Source organism: Enterococcus sp. DIV0755b (assembly GCF_051713765.1).
In the GTDB taxonomy this organism is placed as follows: Bacteria; Bacillota; Bacilli; order Lactobacillales; family Enterococcaceae; genus Enterococcus_C; species Enterococcus_C canintestini.
The window spans coordinates 713,294-731,570 of sequence record NZ_JBIOQN010000001.1 but is presented as its reverse complement, the minus strand read 5'-3'; the positions used below and the strand labels follow the sequence as shown (position 1 = coordinate 731,570).

Below are 18,277 nucleotides of genomic sequence, written 5' to 3'. Positions count from 1 at the left end.
ACAGAAAAATTTACCGGGATTTAAGCAATTTAGTTCGTTTTTTTATTTATGACAAAATTTGTTTTCTTTTTGCCAGTAGACCGCTATTTTTTGCGGCGAAAAATGATTTTTCTTTCACCTGCGGTTCATTGCTACTAATAAGTATCCTCCCTTTTAGCCATTAAAATAAAATTTTCATAACTGCGCTATCTTTTTTAAATAAAAACTCCGCACTTTCACTACTAGTAAGAGCGCTGGAAGTAATGCTCCAACAAAAGTAGCGACAAAGCGCAGAGTTTTAATTAGACAGATGTTTTAATTTTAAAATTCAACAGTGCGAATTTCATACGGCTGTAATCGGTTGCTGTATTCTTTTAGTGGTTCTTCTAATAGATTTAGCGTTTGATTTGGTGATTGCTCACCTTTTTTAAGCATCAATTCTTCTTCATCGTTACTTAAGTTATAGCCTCTTAAAATTAGCGCATCATCATTTTTACGACGTTTTAAAGCTGTCGGTTCAAATTTATCACCAGCAATTTCTACAAATGTCTGACTGGTTGCAAGTTTCCCGCTGTGGACACTCGTTTGTTTGACACTTAACGGCACTTGCGCACTGTGAGCGCGTTTATAACTAGCAAAGCGCGTCTCTGGTGCACCATGAAGTTCAATGCCATAATTAAAAGTATGTTCACCTAGACATTGCGCTTCTGGCGTTGGGAAATAGCCCCAATCGCCCAGTTCTCCCACACAACGTAACAAGGTTAAAGCGATAGTATCGTCAACGATTTCATATTCATTTAAGCCATAATTGGAAACTGTTAGTCCAAATTCTTCATCATGCAAATTGACAAAAGCATGTTGGTGTTGCGGATTCGTTGGATTTTCCCAATGTTTTGAAACCTGATTTGGACGGACAACTGTTTCATAAATACTGTCAGCTTCATGAGTTGACACAGCTAGTGTGGTTGGGAATAACGCCCGTAAACGATGATCTTTGGCTTGGTTATTCACTGTTGTTGCAAATTCCACCATTTTACTGTTTTTATTTAATGTGATTTCGGTCACGATTTTATAACTGATTGTCTCATTACTACGCCCTGATTTACGGAAACGGAAGTCGACTACTTTCTTTTGTTCTAAGTCTAATGAGTCTTCAGCAGATTTAGGAATTTCCATTTCATGCGTTAGTTGAACTTTTGCCACTAGTGCGTTATCTTCTATAACTTCCACTTGGTGTGGGAAAAAGGTCGATAAAATGGCGTGATCGCCTTCAGGTTGTTTAAAGATATATTCATTGGCAATATCACCGACATCTTCAAAGACTAACAAATCACTTAGCGTTTTACCGGTTTGTTTATTGGTTAAAGTTAGGCTACCGTCTGCTTGAATTTCGACTTTTACAAAGTCATTTTCTAACACGCGGCCGTATTTTGCCACTAATGATGTCGTTTCTTTTTCTTCTTTGCCAACGACTAAGGCAAAGCTATCCCAAGAAAAACCTTTCATTGCTGCTACATCAAGTGTTACTGTGACATATTTTTCCATATAAGGAATGCGGAAACGATCTTTTGGTAGATCGTAATCAAAACGAATTTGCTCTTCACTAATCACAGCTGGCACAATTTCACCTGCTTGATTGATAACATGATACGTTTGTGGCGTTTCTTGGGCTAATTTATCATAACCTTTTGAAGGATATAATTCTGCAAAAGTTACCCGTTTTACTTCAATATCGACTGTTGCAACACCACTTTTTGTTGTTCCAGCAGTATTGAAAACTACAAATGGGAAGCTTTCTTCAGGGAATTTTGAAGTATTAATGGCATTTGTTAACGTCGCAGTAGCTTCATCTGCCAAATATTTTCCAACTTCATTAGCTTTTTCAAAGCGTGGCATCATTTCCCGATGCACTTCATCGACTGAACAGCCACAAATACTGTCATGAGGATGATTTTGCATCAAAGTTTTCCATGCGTAATCCAATTCATCAAAAGGATAGTTGCCAGAAACTTCATACGCCATAGCCGCTAAAGGTTCTGTTATATTTTCCAATTGTCGACTAACGCGCGTATTCCACTGTTTTAAATAAACCCGCGCAGAAGCTGTGTTGGCTAATGTAAACCAGCCATCTGTCTCTTGTGAGGTCAATTCCCCTTTTACAGTACCAAGATCTGCTGGTAGATCGCTTTGCACCGCTGCTAAGTAATCAGTGAAATTAGAATGAATAAATTCATAATCTGGGTACAATTCGTTGGCTAATTTTATCGCTTTAGCAACATCTTTTTGAACAGGCTGATGATCAACCCCGTTCATCATTAATAAGTGATTGGTAGCGGCAAATTTTTCTGCATCCGCTAATTTCTGATCCCAAAAAGCGCGGGCCGCTTGTTCTTCAGCCGGAATTTCATTGCCATTTGAATACCAGTTAGCAAACAACAAGCCAAAAATATCCGTCCCGTCTGGCCCAACCCAATTCATCTCAGAATATTGTGAAGTATAGTTGTCATCTGAAAGCACCTGATTGTCAAAGCCAATTGGTTTAACCCCACGACCAAAAGCCGCCGCTTCTAAATTGGCTTGTTTCATCATTTGTGGCGTTTGCCCCATATTGCCAAAAGTATCTGGGAAATAACCTAGCATAACTGGTGTGCCCCATCTTTTACTATCTTCCATACCAATTAACATATTACGCACGTTAGATTCCGAACTGGTTAAAAAGTCATCTTGCAAAATATAAAATGGTCCAATGCGTAATTTTCCGGCATCAATGGCTTTTTGAACTGCTTCTCTTTTTTCAGGTCGCACTTGTAAATAGTCATCTAAGATAATGGTTTGGCCATCTAAATGAAAACTATTAAAATCTGGATCTGTTTCAAACAATTCTAATAAATCGTCCATTAAAGTCACCAAACGCATATGGTGTTGCTCATAGGCCATGTACCACTCACGGTCCCAGTGACTATGGGAAATGATATATACTTTTTTCTTCATTACATCCGTCTCCTAAAAGTTGGCGGCCAGCATGTTAGCCGCCTGATCTGCTTATTTTTTCACTTGAATATCAAAATAATCCATTACTAATTCACAAAACATCATATTCGCCCAAGAGAACCATTCTCTGGTGTATTGGGTTGGATCATCCACATTAAATCCTTCATGCATTAAATGCGTACCTGCATCGGTTGCGACTAATTGATTTAAAATGCGCTCTTTTTCAGCTTTATCCGTTGTAGTCATGCCTTCCATTGCCATCGCAATTGGCCAAACATAATTTTCTGGTGTATGAGAAGAACCAATCCCTTTAGCAAATTTGCCTTCATAAAAATAAGGATTTTCTTTACTTAATAATGTTTTACGTGTTGCCAAATATTGTGGGTCTTCCATCGTGCCGTAACCCAAATAAGGAGCTGAAATTAAGTTGGGAACATTACTGTCATCTTGAATTGTTCCATTACCTTTGCCGTCAACTTCGTAAGCAAAAATAGTTTCTCCGGCTTTATTTGTGATTCGTCCGTGTTCTTTAATGCCAGCTTCAATTTCAACTTTTAATTTATGCGCCCAAGCAACAATCTCTTCGTCTGTTAAAACCGTGCTGAAAATTTCTTCTAAATAACCCAAGATAACAACAGCAAACATATTGGAAGGAACTAAATAGCCGTACTGGCAAGCATCATCACTTGGTCGAAAACCTGACCATGTCATCCCAGTTGGAACCACTTCAGCACCTTTACCGTCATTAATCAAGGTATCTTCTTTACGATCGGTATCGCGGACAAAAGTATAAGGAGAGTTATTATGATCTTGTTCTGTCGTAAAGACTGTTAAGATTTTTTCTACCCCGGAAACAAAATCTTCATTAAATTGGTCGGTTCTGCCAGTATTTTTATAAAGCAAGTACGCTAGTTGTACTGGATAACATAAGGAATCGATTTCATATTTTCGTTCCCAAATCCAGTCATTCATTTTAGTATGATCGCTTTGGTGACCGGCTCCATTTGCTTCTTCATTAAACGCATTCGCATAAGGATCGATATTAATATAATAAAATTGTTTTTTAACTAAACCAGAAATCATCGCTGCTAAATCTTCATCCTCATTAGCAACAACTAGATAAGGCCGAACTTGAGCGGTAGAATCTCGTAACCACATCGCTGGAATATCACCAGTTAATAAAAAAGTAGTGCCATCATCATGACGTTTGACAGTTGTTAGTAACGTGTTGGCAAAGGCTGCATTAAAATTTTCTGCCCAATCGGCATGTTCTTTGCCACATTTGGCGGTAATTTCATCCATAAATTGTTGAATTGATCTTGGTATATCTTTATAAGTCATACTTGCTTGCTCCTTTGATAAATGATATATCTTTATTGATGAACCGATTATATAGCACTTCCGTCGATATGTCTACGCTTTCAAAAAAGTTTTTTTATTTATTTACAGCAGAAAAATATGTGCTAAACTACTATATATGATATACCAATTAAGGAGAAAAAGATGGAACCTTTATATTTAAAAATTTTACGGGACTTAGAAGATAAAATTGCTAGCGGACAGCTTGCCGCAGGGGACCAATTACCGACAGAAAAAGAACTCGCAGAACAATATCATGTTAGTCGGATTACTTCAAAGCGCGCGTTAAATGAACTTGAACAACAAGGGCTCATTAAGCGCACTAGAGGAAAAGGAAGTTTTGTCACCAGTACAAACACAGAAAACACAAACACCAATCGCGTTTTACTTTTGCTCCCTTTTACAGATGACATTGCAATTGGCAATTTATCCGGCAGTATTTTGCCCGTTATGCAAGACGCTCACTACGAATTGATGATTGCAACTTATGATTTCTTAAATACCCACACCACCCAAGATATTAAAAATGAATTTGATGGCTTGATTTATTACACCGAAGACGAAAATCAACATTTGGATGTGCTATTTGAATTATCTTTTGCTGATTTTCCGATCGTCCTTTTGGATAAAGAAGTCACCGATTTAAAGTTACCGTCATTTTTAGCCGATAACTTAGCCGGTGGAAAAGAAGCCTGTGATTACCTTGTGAAAGCCGGACACAAAAAAATCGCTTATCTATTTGGCAATCACCACCATCCCCAGTCAACACGGCAACGTTACTTAGGTTATATCCAAAGTTTAATGGAAAATGACATTACTTTTCACACGTCGTTTGAAGAAGATACTACTGAAAAAGAACGTCTAGTAGATTATGTGAAACACAATCAAATTACTGCTTTTGTTTGTGAAAATGATATTACTGCCATTGAAGCAATGCGAACATTACGACAAGCAGGCTTTTTGATTCCAGCAGATATTTCGTTAGTGGGATTTGATAATATCCAAGCGGCAGCTTTCGTTGATCCCCCGTTGACGACAATTTCACAAGACTTTAAAGCCATCGGTGAGAGCGCCGGTAAAGCTTTATTAAGTTGGATCAAAACCAAACAAAAACCAAATAGCCAAAAAATTCCGGTCACACTTTTTGTCCGGGAATCAACAAAGGAGATTACAGCATGATTGAAACAATTGATACACGTCACGGTACTGCAAATCAACACAGCTTTTCAAACGGGAACTGCCTGCCTTATACTGGCGTTCCTTTTGGCATGAATTATTTTGCCCCCCAGACGACAGATGCCAAAGGTAGTTGGTGGTTTCACCCTGAAGACCGCACTTTCCAAGGTTACCGCATTACCCATCAGCCAAGTCCGTGGATGGGGGATTTTTCCCATGTTCTTTTCACCCCTATCAGTGGCGAACTAGCAGATGTTTCTTTATTTCACGCCCAAAGTTCTTATCGACCAGAAGAAGCGCTTTTTCGGCCTTTTGAACTTTCTATTCGCCAATTACGCTATAACATTACTTCGACTGTTGTTCCTAGTATGTATGGTGGCATTTTAGCTATTAATTATGAAAAAACGCAAAATGGGCTAATGCTTACTTTACCGGGCGCAAAAGAAATTACACAACTAAATGACCATGAATTGCAAGTTAGTGTGGTCAATTTCTCCGGTGCTGAAGATGATGATTTCACTTTTTATCTCTCTATCCACTTTGAAAAATCCATTCAAAGTCTAAAAAAAGTCGCTGGTGAAAACACCTTTGTTGTCCTTGATTTTGGCAACGAAAAAACGCAAACGCTTCATTTGGGGACTTCATTTATCAGTTTTGAACAAGCAACACGCAATCGTCTGCGAGAACAAGAACTTTCCTTAGCAGATTTTCGCACGGCTAGTCAGTCTGAATGGGAAAATTACTTTGAGCGGGTGCAAGTTGAACATACAAATCCCGCTCACACCAAAACGTTTTACCATAATCTGTATCGAATTTTCTTATTTCCACAAACCTTTTATGAGTTAGACGAAAACGAGGAAAAAATTCATTACGATACTTTCAATAAGACTGTCAAACCGGGCGTTTTATACACCAATAACGGTTTTTGGGATACGTATAAAACCGTCTATCCGTTTTATTCTCTTGTGGCCAAAGAAAAATACGAAGAAATGCTGGAAGGATTTTTAACCAGCTATGAAGAAACCGGCTTTTTACCAAAATGGTTATCACCAGATGAACGGGGGCTTATGCCTGGTACTTTAATTGATGCTGTAATTGCCGATGCAGCGGTTAAAGACATTCGTCCTGATTTGATGCCCCGCCTCTTAGAAGCGATGAAAAAAGGCGCGACAATCCAAAGCGACAAACAAAACTACGGACGACAAGGAACATTGGATTATTTAAAATATGGTTATGTGCCAAGTGATTATCATGAATCAGTTAACCACACACTGGATTATGCCTACAGTGATTTTTGTATCAGTCAAGTAGCACAAACACTAGCCGACGAAGAAACGGCAAAACATTATGCCAAACAAGCGCTAAACTATCAAAATATTTTTGATACCCGAACAGGCTTTATGCGGGCAAAAGACAAAGAAGGGAATTTCCGTGAAGAATTTTCACCGATTTCTTGGGGTAAGGATTACGCAGAAGGCAGTACTTGGCAAAGTAGTTTTGCAGTCTATCAAGATTTCCAAGGTCTAATCAATCAAATGGGTGGAAATAAAGCCTTTACTGAAAAATTGATTGAATTATGTAATCAATCTCCTGATTTTGAAGTGACTGGTTATGGCTTTGAAATTCATGAGATGAGCGAAATGGCCGCTATTGAGTTTGGCCAGTTAGCAATTTCCAACCAGCCAAGTTTTCACTACCCATATCTTTTTAGTTACGTTGGCAAACCTGAAATGGCCCAACCGTTAATTAAAAGTTTACTGACAGAATGTTTTAGCGCTGCTACTGACGGTTATCCCGGCGACGAAGACAACGGAAGCATGGCCGGTTGGTATATCTTTAACTCACTTGGTTTTTATCCTGTCAGTCCTGGTACTGGCGAATATGTGATTGGCATGCCTTTAGTCAAAAAATCCACGCTAAAATTATCAAGTGGCAAAACATTAACGATTAACGCCACACCAAATCACCCCCAACAACTATTTTTACAAGCAACAAAATTCAATGGGGATGTAGCAGAAAAACTTTTCTTCACCCATGAAGAATTAATCAACGGAGGCACCATTGACTTTACCTTAGGGATCGTGCCAAATCCAAAAGAACATACTGCCGCAGATTTACCATTTTCATTAAGCACTAAAAAATAGTATCAAAAAAGCAAAGCAGGTTAAATGAAGAGGTTGTGACAAAAGCGACCAGTTTCAAGAAATAAGACGGAATTTCCGAAAATTGTTTTTCAAATTTGGGGGAATTTCGTCTTATTTCCGAAGAAGCTGCTTCTGTCATACCGTTTATTCAGAAATAGAGGTTGTGACAAGACTTTTGTCACAACCTCTTCAAAATATTAGCGCCCTTTGCTTTTTCGTTATCCGAAAAGCTAAACAACTGCCCTTAACTCTTTAACGCTAAACAACGATTTTAGCAAATTGACTTTATTTCAGCTGAAAAGCAGCTAATTTTTTCCCAACAAAAAAATCGCAAAAAGCCGTTTTTAAAAGATGTCTTAGTAACTAAGTTCTTTCAAAATTGACGGCTATTTGCGACCTGTAACAGCAGTAGCTGACATAAGATTAAAGTTGCCTGTTTTTTTTAATATGAACATCTGCAATTAGTAGATGTTGCGAACTCTTTTTGTAAAAGAAAAAGACAATGCGTAAAACGCTATGGACAAAACAGTGAACTGCTTTCTCACCTTATGTATAAAATCTGTAAATTTTGACTTTTACTTTAATCTGCCAGCTTAAAGGAGACTCTAAAATAAAAGTCCGTTTATTTTTATTTTCAGTAAAAAAATGAATCAGCTTTTCTGTGCATTTCCCCAAATGCATGACTGATTTTACCAAACCCTACTTTTTCATTTTCAATTAAAATACTTCGACTTCCCAAGGTGAATCAGGATACATCACATTTCCTCCTCTTTGTTCAAACCAAAATATTACAACTTTTTTCTTACTGCTTTAGTATAATCACTTTTTTTATATAGTCTTAATTTTGTACAAAAATGCGTCACAGATTATTTTATCGCGATTATATCCTTTAACCTTACCTTAGGTTAACTGCGCTGTTAAACAACTAAAATTCTTTATAAAATGCAACCGCACTGCCTTTGTCACAAGAAGAAAATCCAAATTTTTCATAAAAATGTCTAACATCTGGGGCATCTTCTGTTAGCAAAGTTTTCTGTCTCACTGTTTTATATTTTTGTAACATTTGGTTCATTAATTGCGTACCTATTTGCTTATTTTGATAATCAGGATGTACTAAAATATCTTGAATATAGATAATCGTATAATTATCACCTACAACGCGAATTAAACCGACTAGCTTTTCATTGTCCCATGCCGTAATAACTGCTAATGAATTGTTGACAGCTTGATCTAACACCTCTAAATTATTAGTATATGCAATCCAGCCCACACTCGAATATAATTGTTTCAAATCCTCTTTTTCTACTCTGTCATTTTCTTTGTATTGGATCATCTGCTTAACCTCCTACTTATTTTTATAACTAAAAGTATATTCTAAAACGGATTATTCATTTTATATCTTCAAAAAAATTATACCACGTAAAAATTTAAGTAATTCCCTTGGTATAATCTATTTTAAATTTCACGAAAGAAGGCTATGACAAAAAATTGCCATAGCCAACTATTCCTAAATTTTGTAGACTATTTAATTTTTGTTAATACTTATAGCCTAAACATTTTTTTAAAGCTATACTAACTTCGTACAAAAATGCGTCATAGGAGATTAACCATGAAACAGGCACAACTTATAAAAAAATTACGCTTAGAACGCGGCTTTACGCAAAAACAACTTTGTGAAGGTATCAGCTCTCGTACCACTCTTTCTTCTTTTGAAAATCGTGGAACTGAGCTTTCAAGTGGTATTTTATTGCAATACTTAGACCGCATGAACTTAAGAGTCGAAGAATATCAACTGCTTCTAGAAGATCAGGAGATTTCTCCTAAACGTCGTCTTGCAGACCAATTTGTCAAAGAATATTATGCCGGCCATATTTCTAAAGAGCTAAAAGCAGAGATTTGGCAAAATTATTTAGCTCATCACGATTTTTACTATTATATTTTATGGTTTGAAACAGAGACGATTTTAGCCTATAAAAATGATCACTTCGATGCGCAAAAATATACCAAAGAAATTAATAAAATTTGTGACTATCTTTTTAAAGTGGAAGTCTGGCAGCACTTTGAAATGACCACTTTTATGAATTTGATGTTCGCTTTTTCAGACGAGATGATTTTAGCCTTGTTGGAAAGTTCCAAAGAAACCTTAGCTGAAAATGCCGCGAATCCTTACTACACTTCGCTACTAACTACCTTTTTTATCAACGGCGTTATTCTAGGATTCCAACGCTGTAATGATCAAATTTTAAACCAATTTTTAACCGGCTTAACCACTGTGGCAAAGAAACCAAAATACATGTATGCCAAAATGATGGCTTTATATTTTGACAAATTATTACAAGCTAGAGCAGCAGCCGACCCCACCACTGTTGATTTTAACGAATTTTATAACGCACTAGCACTTTTTAATATGACGGACAAAATCAAAGAATTACAAGATTTTTATACTGAAATTATAGAGAAATAACTAAAAAACAGAAAAATCTTAGCCATTCTCAAACAATAAGCTAAAATCTTGATAATCGCTTTTTCCATGTCCGTTTATTGTCGTAAAGAGTAATTACGCTGGATTACAAAAATTTTGGCCTGTCAGCTCTCTTCTTATAAAACTCCTATAATTCTTTTATTATGAAAAAAACAACTCAGCTAGTACTTATCTTCTTGTCATCACCTTTTCAAAAGTTAGATTTTTAATCTCACTTTTTTAGGGGGCATCACGAGAATCATATTCCTAACTGAGCTGTTTTATTATCCTCTTAAAACTTCAAAATTTGCCGCTGCACCAATTAAATTAGCATCATTTTTAAATTTACAAGCGACAACTTCTGGCATAATACTTTCCACGCCTTCTGCTTTTAACAAGTCATACAGACGGGTTTTAATATTTTCAATCACATCTACGCGCACCGAAATGCCACCACCGATAATCATCATTTCTGGGTCAATGGAAACTTGGACATCATATAACGAATGGGCTAGCGCATCGTACATTTCAGCCAAATATTTTTGTGCAGATTCATCCCCTTGATCGGCTAGTTCAAATAACATGCGACCATCTACTTTTCGGCCGGTATCTGCGGTAAATTTTCTGGCAGTATTGACCGCTGTTCCAATCGGGCTTAAAATACTTTTGCCAAAAGGCTTCATCAAACCAAATTCGCCACCAAATAGATGACTGCCTTGATAAATTTTACGGTTAATAAAAATTGAACCGCCAATACCAGTGCCAATCACGACAAAAACTGCATTTTGCGCTTTTGTCCCTGCTCCTAATTCTATTTCACTGATACCCGCACAGTTGGCATCATTTTCAATCGTGACCGGTACATTAAACTCAGCTTCTAATTGATCAAAAATGGGCCGATTGTGTAAATATTCCACCGCGCTAATCCCATCGATGCGGCGCTCTTTAACATTTACCGCCCCTGGGGAACTGATCGCCACACCATCAATTGTACCAATCGTTGCAATCACCTGTTTCATTTCAGCTACCATTTCTGCAAAAGTCGCCGGTGTAGTAAAACTGCCCGTATCGTGTAGCGTTTTATCTTTCCATGTTCCATATTTTACGGCTGAACCGCCAATATCAAAAACTGCAAGTACCATCTATTTTCCTCCTTCATTTATGTCACCAATTTTTAAACAGCTTAAAAATAACAGTCAAAAACCTATCTATCAGCTTTCTGCTTTGTTTTCACCAATTAATCAACGTTAATATTGGCGTCATAGCCGTTATTTTTACTTACTTCTTTAAACCACAAACCACTTTTTTTCAGCGTTCGTTTGTAATGATCATTTAAATCTACCCGATAAAAACCGTAGCGATTGCGATACCCATTAAGCCATGACCAACAGTCGATAAATGTCCACGTATGATAGCCAAAACAATTACTTCCTTCAGTGATTCCTTGATGAAGATAATTTAAATGTTCCACCATAAATTCAATCCGATAATCATCTTGAATCATGCCGTTTTCATCCATAAACCGTTCTTCATCAGCTACTCCCATCCCATTTTCTGAGACAAACCACGGAAGGTTCTTGTATTCATTTTTCATCATCATCGCCACATCATATAAGGCTTCTGGATAAATTTCCCAACCACGATAAGGATTAATTCGTTTTTCTGGCCAATCGTAAGGCGCATACAAGTCTTCTGGCATGACAGCCGGAACATGAGGATTTTTTGGCGCCTGTACCCGCCGTGGATGATAATAATTCAAACCGATAAAATCAACTGTGTTTTGTAAAAGTTCTTTATCTTCTGCTTGTGTTTGAGGCGTTAATTCATTTTCTGCTAATAAATCAATCAAAGCTTGCGGAATTGTACCGTGCACAGCAGGATCTAAGAAACTCTTAGTATTCAATAAATCAGAAGCAAGTCCTGCTTTTTTATCTGCTTTTTCATCACTGCGAGTATAAGTGGGGGTAATATTTAAAATAATTCCGATCTTGCCTGTTGGTAGCACTTGGCGAAATTCTCTTACGGCTGCCGCATGCGCCAAAAGGGTGTGATAGCCCACTTGTATCGCTTTTTTAAAATCGACAATCGCAGGGTAATGGTAGCCGTATAAATACCCCATTTCAACGTGCACAATCGGTTCATTAAATGTCGTCCAGTCAGTCACCAAATCGCCAAAAGTTTCAAAAGCGGTTTTGGCGTAAAAAGCAAAAGCATCCACGGCTTCTCGAGCTTCCCAGCCACCTTTATCCATTAACCACATCGGCATATCAAAATGAAACAAGTTGATAATTGGTGTGATCCCGTTTGCCTTTATTTGATTAAAATAATCCCGATAAAAAGCGACTGCTTCTTTGTTGATTGTTTTACCATCTGGCAATAGACGCGCCCAAGAAATAGAAGTACGATAGGAATTTAAACCGATTTCTTGCATTCGCTTACAATCTTCTTGATACATTTCATATAAATTTGACGTATTGTTTGGCCCTTCATTTGCGTTGAATTTTTCTGGCGCTGTTTCATACCAGTAATCCCACGTTGTCTTTGTCTTGCCGTTTTCTAAACTGTGTCCTTCTGTTTGAGGAGCAGAAGTTGCCGCTCCCCACAAAAATCCTTTTGGAAATTGCTTTTTAGTCATGATGTTGCCTCCTACTTCTTGCTTCTAGCAAAAAATTTGTTAACTTTTTAAATCAGCATAATCCCCATGATAAGCATCACGAAATTCTTTGGGGGTAATACCATTTAATTTTTTGAACATTTTTGAAAAATAATTTGTATTGTTGTAGCCAATTTCATCGGCGATTTCATTAATATTTAAGTTACTATGAAGCAGCAACTGCTGGGCCCGTTTAATGCGAATTTGATTTAAATATTGGGAAAAACTATTGTGCATTTCCTTTTTAAACACTTGTCCGAGGTAAACGGCATTTAGATGAAGCCTATCTGCAACTAGCTTTAAGGTTAAATCTTGACGATAATCTTTTTGCACGATTTCGATTACTTTTTGCGTCATTTCAGAAAATTGTTTTTCAACTGGTTGGCGTTTGGCCATTTGCAAGACATCTTCTAAGAGTTCTTTTAACTGATAGACTGTGTGACTTTGGCGAATTTTTTCAATTGTTTCTTCGTAAATGTCTTTTGTAGCAGTTGGATATTGGCGCGAAATATCAGTAAAAAGTAAAAAGGCAATATAACGCGCATTTTCCGGTTGCAATTGTCGGATAACCGCATCTTCAAAAATGGCATCTAGCTCTTGTTGAATCGTTTTTTGATCACCAATCATTAATGATTTATTGAAAGCCAAAAAGGAAAATTCACTCTCTCCGATTTCTTCAGCCAAATCAGCGGCAGAAGTTGGCAATAAGTCCGGATAAAAATCATTTAATTCTTCGATCTGTAATACTTTTTCATAACTTTCGTATAAATTTTCCCATTCTTGAATAGTTTCGCCAACGAAAATTTTCAAATTTTTAGGATATTGGCGTTTTAAATAGGCTAAAAATTGTAAAACTTTTTCACCAGCACCATCAAAAATTAAAATTATTTGTTGGTGTTGTTGCGGCCCTCCTGAAATAATCAGAGGCTGTCCAATTTTTTTGGCTTCTTTTCCAATCGCCAGTAAAATGTCTGAATCGCTTAAAATTTTAATGACCGTAAATGGCCCCAAAGGATTGGTATCAAAATGCGCCATTAAAGCAAAAAAGTCCGTTTCATTTAATTCGTCGTTTAGCCAGCGACTTAAACTATTTTCCAGTACTAATTGCTCTTTTTCTTGTTGCTGAATGGTTTTATCAAGCTCCACTTTAATTTTTTCGACAATCTCTAAGAGTTCTTCTTGGTCGACAGGTTTAACCAAATAGTCTTTCACACCAAGGCGAATTCCTTCTTTGACGTATTCAAATTCTTGATAACCGGATAAAAAAATCGCCGCAAACTTATCGCCCCGTTTATAGGCGGTATCAATCATCTCGATTCCAGACATTTCTGGCATGGTAATATCGCTAATAACCAAATCCACCGGTGCTACTTTTAAATAGGCCAGCGCTTCTGCTGCGGTGCGGGCTGTTTTAACGATTTCAAATCCAAGTTCTTCCCACGGTAAAATCTGTTTTAAACCTTCTAAAATCATATATTCATCATCAACGAGCATTACTTTATACAAAATGATGGCCTCCTTTGATTTTAATCGTCAGAGTGGTGCCTTTACCCATCTCAGATGCTACTGTCATACTAAATGCCATTCCAAAAGTATTTTGTAAGCGGGTATAGACATTATGCATCCCAATTGAGCTTTGTGATTCAAGCTCAGGTTGTTTCAGCTTATGTTGAACCTCCAAAAGCCGTTTAGGCGTCATTCCTTTGCCGTTATCAATGACGTAAATAACAATATCATCATCCACAAAATGCGCTTTAACACTAATCGCATTATCGTTTCTCGTATAGTCAATGCCATGGACAAAATAATTTTCAATCAACGGTTGAATCGTAAATTTGGGAATAATCAGACCTTCTAAAGCGGGCTCAATTGTAAAGTTATAGGCGACACGATCAGGATAACGCATTTGATACAAGTAGACATATTTTTCACAAAAAGAAAGTTCTTTTTTTAGCGTCGTAGTTTTTTCTTGAGTGGTGTTGTTGCGCAAAAGCGCGGAAAAAGCGTAGACCACATCTGCTAATTCTTTTTGTTGTTTGCTTAAAGCATACATCCGAATATATTCTAACGTGTTATATAGAAAATGAGGATTAATTTGCGATTGTAGCGCCTGCATGTGGGCATCGCGTTGTTTAATCTCCAAGTCATAATTATCGCGAATATATTGATCTAGACTGGCGATCATAAAATTAATCGCCTCAGATAGATCATATAATTCATCTTGAACTTTGGAAACGTCAATGCGTTCTTTTAAATTTCCTTCTGCGACACTGTGCGTAATACCAACAATCGTTTCAATTTGTTGGAAATAGCGTTTAAAGGTTCGTTTTAACGTTGTAAGTAAAATGGCAGCTAGTCCAGACCCAACTAAAATTGCAATCGCAAAAGTACGCAGATTTTTTTGCCACAACACTTTTTTACTAGCGAGTAAAACATAGGAAAGATCGCGACTAGTTTTTCTTTGTAAAACGTAATATTTTTTGTTAATACTTGAGGGGATGGGTTGTTTATTTTCAATAGCATTCACTAATTTTTGGTAGTCTTTTTGACTCAACTGATTATGGGTCGTAAACATCGGATTATTGGCATTATCAAAAATATAAGCATCCATGCCATCTGCTACCATGGAATCTTCCAACATGCCCAACACTGCCGCCCGAGAAAAGACAGCAGAAATTTCGCCCACCATTTTAGATCCATATTGATCGACAATCGGACGAGTAATAACAAAACCGCTTTTAGTTGGCATTTTGCCTTGTAACTTGCGGCCATTATGATTGTTTTTATCGGCCATTAAATAACTAGATGAACCATCAAGAGTCACATAAAGTTGCTCCAAATCGTTAAAAGCGTTAAAAAAACCGTTAATTGTCTCAGAGATACGGGTGTCCCGCTGGTAGGCTAGCCAAGAATCTTGCGTATACTCAAAATAATCCGCAGCAGACAAATTCAAGTACTGTCTGACATTTTCAATGGCGGTATTGGAACCTGCCAACTCCATATAAATAAAACTCATCGTGTCATTATTATCTTCTACTGAATTCACCACACGATTTTCCAACCCCACTAAATCACTGTTTAATTTACGGTAATTGCTATCTGCTGTATAAACGCATAAAGCAGCCACCGTCAGCAGGATAACTCCCACCAACAGAAGGCTGTAAATTTGCATCAAGCGATTCATTAAATATTTGCCCTTATCAAAACGAGCTAAAAATTTAGCCATGTTGCGCCAACTTTCGTGCGACCATAAAGCGATTGTCTTTTGTTGCAAAGCCACTCCAAACTGCAATCAGTGCAAAAGTAGCAAACAACAACAGCCCTTTAAAGAACCAAGTCAACACCAAAATCGAAATTAAACCAAATAACACTTTCAAAAAGGCACTAAAGTTTAAAAAGACACTGATAAAAGCCAATTTGAATAAATTAAAATGCGTAATCTCATATTTTGTTTCATACTGGATCACATATAAATAAAAAACTGTTAATAATAACAAAACAAAGACTAAGACAAAATCAATGACTAACCATAGTAAGCCTTGAATTTGGGCAGATAAATATAAATTATAGCCCAGAAAAAAACTAATCCCAGCAAAAAGTAAAAAGTGAACATTGCTTCGTTTAAAGTTTTTACGCCATTGGCTCATAAAGCCTTTAAAAGTTACTTGCTGATAATCAATACCATGTTCCATCAATAAATCAGTCATCGTTTGAAAAGCAGGCCCCGCCCCAAAAAGGACACCGCCCATTAAGGTAAATAAAACAAAATATAAATTTAATTTGATAATCATCCAGACTACGTAAAAAAGACGTTGAATACCGCTACTTACCATTTTAAAAACTCCTTTATCTTCATTTACCAAATTTTTATTTCGTTATAAATATAACTATTTTGATAATCACAGCTGAAATAACAATCCTGTTATCACCTCAGCTTTAACCACCAAATTTTACCATACTTTTCTGATTAGAAAAGTCAGCGATAGCAAATAATCGCAACCGCTGACAATTTCTAAACAATAATACTTTTAAATTAATTATTTGTTATCTTTCACAAATTGATCCAATTGTTTTTGCATATCTTTTTGCGCATCGTCCCAACCTGCTTTTTTCAATTCAGCAACCATTTCTGGAATAGTTTTTTCAGGGTCGATTGAACCAGTATTTAAGTTTGCTTTATAGCGGTTCATGACGTTCATGATGCTAGATAATTGGGTTTTGAAATTATCTGTTTTAACGTTGAAACCTAAGATTGGTGAAGTTTTAGCATTTTCAATACTTTCATCACGTTCTTTGATTTGTTCGTCTGTAATTGTATCTTGCGTGTATAAAATCATGTTGTTACCAGTGTTCCAAGCGGCCATGTGTTCGTTTGGTTTGTAGCCGTCTAGTAATTTCAACTTGTCATCGCCAACTTTTTCCCAAGCTTTGCCTTCAACACCGTAAACTAAACCGTTTAATAATTCAGGATCAGTGTTTAACAAGTTTAAGAATTCAACTGCTTTTTCTTTGTTTTTAGAAGTATTAGAAACAACAAAGTTTGCCATTTGCGCTTGACTTGTCGTTTTCAATTGTTGTGTTAACGGACGTGAAGTTAAATCTTGTTGTGCAGCATTACGTAAAATTGTATCGCCGTAATCCATTGGTCCTTGGGTTTCTTCCCGCATAAACCAAGTGTTACCTTCTAATGGGAAGCCAGTTGTGTTAGTAGCTGCATCAGTTGGAATTAAACCTTCTTTGTACCATTCATGCAATGTTTTCAAGTTGTCTTGGAATTCTTTGTCTTCATATTGGTTAATAATTTTTGGTGCACCTTCAGCATCTAGACGAACCGCAAATGGATAGTCTTTTCCTAATGGGAAGTCCATGTTTGAAGAAGCGTTAAAACTTTGACCAATTGCAAAAGCAGCAATATTTGGTTCTTTTTCATGGAATTGTTTCAATACTTCAGTGGCTGATTGATAAGATCCGTCTACTTTTGAAATATCCAAGTTATATTTTTTCACATATTGATCGTTAAAAGTTAAAACTTGTTGTGCCCACGCATTGCCATAAACTGGAATTGCGTATAATTTGCCGTCTACTTCATTACCTTTTTTGTACATTTCAGGTAATTGATCCATATAATCTTTGGCATATTTTTGTGATAATTCGGTTAAGTCAGCAAAAGCGCCTTTTTGGGCATTGGCAACATATTGATAAGCAAACGCAATATCATAACTTTCACCAGAGTTAATGATGGTTGGCATTTTCTTATCCCAATCGCCCCACCCAATATATTGTAAGTCGACGGTTACACCAATTTTTTCTTTAATGCGTTTGTTGGCAATCTTCATTAATTCATCGTAATTTTCTGGTTTGTCCCCGACTTGATACATTAATAATGTTTTTGAGTCGCTACTTGATCCTGAGTCTGATGAAGCATCTTTTTGGCTACCACAAGCAGCTAACCCTGCTGTCATCAATGCCAATGCACTGACACCTAGCACTTTTTTCCACGTTTTCATTATTTCT

At 36.8% G+C, this 18,277-nt stretch carries 12 protein-coding genes; 3 read left to right on the top strand and 9 right to left on the bottom strand.

The window, feature by feature from the left end; genetic code table 11:
* Positions 1-300: 300 nt before the first annotated feature.
* Together IGI65_RS03520 and IGI65_RS03515 are read right to left on the bottom strand one after the other, a co-directional pair.
* Complete coding sequence (locus IGI65_RS03520) at positions 301-2,970, bottom strand: alpha-mannosidase (RefSeq protein WP_438773252.1); 2,670 nt, start codon at positions 2,968-2,970, stop codon at positions 301-303.
* A 51-nt stretch (positions 2,971-3,021) separates the two neighbouring features.
* On the bottom strand, positions 3,022-4,311 hold the full coding sequence (locus IGI65_RS03515) for a glycoside hydrolase family 125 protein (protein ID WP_095006102.1): 1,290 nt from the start codon (positions 4,309-4,311) through the stop codon (positions 3,022-3,024).
* 162 nt (positions 4,312-4,473) lie between these two features.
* Between IGI65_RS03515 and IGI65_RS03510 the strand changes: the two genes are divergently transcribed.
* Both IGI65_RS03510 and IGI65_RS03505 read left to right on the top strand, forming a co-directional pair.
* Positions 4,474-5,508: a GntR family transcriptional regulator gene (locus tag IGI65_RS03510; protein WP_438773251.1), complete on the top strand. Its 1,035-nt coding sequence runs from the start codon at positions 4,474-4,476 to the stop codon at positions 5,506-5,508.
* Complete coding sequence (locus IGI65_RS03505) at positions 5,505-7,649, top strand: GH92 family glycosyl hydrolase (RefSeq protein WP_438773250.1); 2,145 nt, start codon at positions 5,505-5,507, stop codon at positions 7,647-7,649. Before IGI65_RS03510 ends, IGI65_RS03505 begins: the two co-directional genes overlap by 4 nt.
* Positions 7,650-8,574: 925 nt before the next feature.
* Here IGI65_RS03505 and IGI65_RS03500 read toward each other — a convergent pair.
* Positions 8,575-8,982: a GNAT family N-acetyltransferase gene (locus IGI65_RS03500; protein WP_071864419.1), complete on the bottom strand. Its 408-nt coding sequence runs from the start codon at positions 8,980-8,982 to the stop codon at positions 8,575-8,577.
* 276 nt (positions 8,983-9,258) lie between these two features.
* On the opposite strand from IGI65_RS03500, the gene IGI65_RS03495 reads away from it, so the two are divergent.
* Entirely contained in the window at positions 9,259-10,113 is an 855-nt protein-coding gene (locus tag IGI65_RS03495) for a helix-turn-helix domain-containing protein (RefSeq protein WP_438773248.1), read from the top strand.
* A 281-nt stretch (positions 10,114-10,394) separates the two neighbouring features.
* Here IGI65_RS03495 and IGI65_RS03490 read toward each other — a convergent pair whose 3' ends face one another.
* The 6 genes from IGI65_RS03490 to IGI65_RS03465 form a co-directional block, all read right to left on the bottom strand.
* The gene (locus IGI65_RS03490) at positions 10,395-11,252 is read right to left on the bottom strand and encodes an ROK family protein (protein ID WP_071864417.1); all 858 of its coding nucleotides are present in this window, start codon (positions 11,250-11,252) and stop codon (positions 10,395-10,397) included.
* Between the two features lie 95 nt (positions 11,253-11,347).
* Complete coding sequence (locus tag IGI65_RS03485) at positions 11,348-12,745, bottom strand: glycoside hydrolase family 1 protein (protein WP_438773247.1); 1,398 nt, start codon at positions 12,743-12,745, stop codon at positions 11,348-11,350.
* Between the two features lie 39 nt (positions 12,746-12,784).
* Positions 12,785-14,269, bottom strand: a complete 1,485-nt coding sequence (locus tag IGI65_RS03480) for a response regulator transcription factor (RefSeq protein ID WP_438773246.1) — start codon at positions 14,267-14,269, stop codon at positions 12,785-12,787.
* Positions 14,262-15,989, bottom strand: coding sequence for a histidine kinase (locus IGI65_RS03475; protein WP_438773245.1), 1,728 nt, complete (start codon positions 15,987-15,989; stop codon positions 14,262-14,264). The genes IGI65_RS03480 and IGI65_RS03475 overlap by 8 nt, the downstream gene beginning before the upstream one ends.
* Entirely contained in the window at positions 15,982-16,596 is a 615-nt protein-coding gene (locus IGI65_RS03470) for a YesL family protein (protein WP_438773244.1), read from the bottom strand. Before IGI65_RS03470 ends, IGI65_RS03475 begins: the two co-directional genes overlap by 8 nt.
* Positions 16,597-16,800: 204 nt before the next feature.
* Positions 16,801-18,270, bottom strand: coding sequence for an ABC transporter substrate-binding protein (locus IGI65_RS03465; RefSeq protein ID WP_071864412.1), 1,470 nt, complete (start codon positions 18,268-18,270; stop codon positions 16,801-16,803).
* Positions 18,271-18,277: the final 7 nt, after the last annotated feature.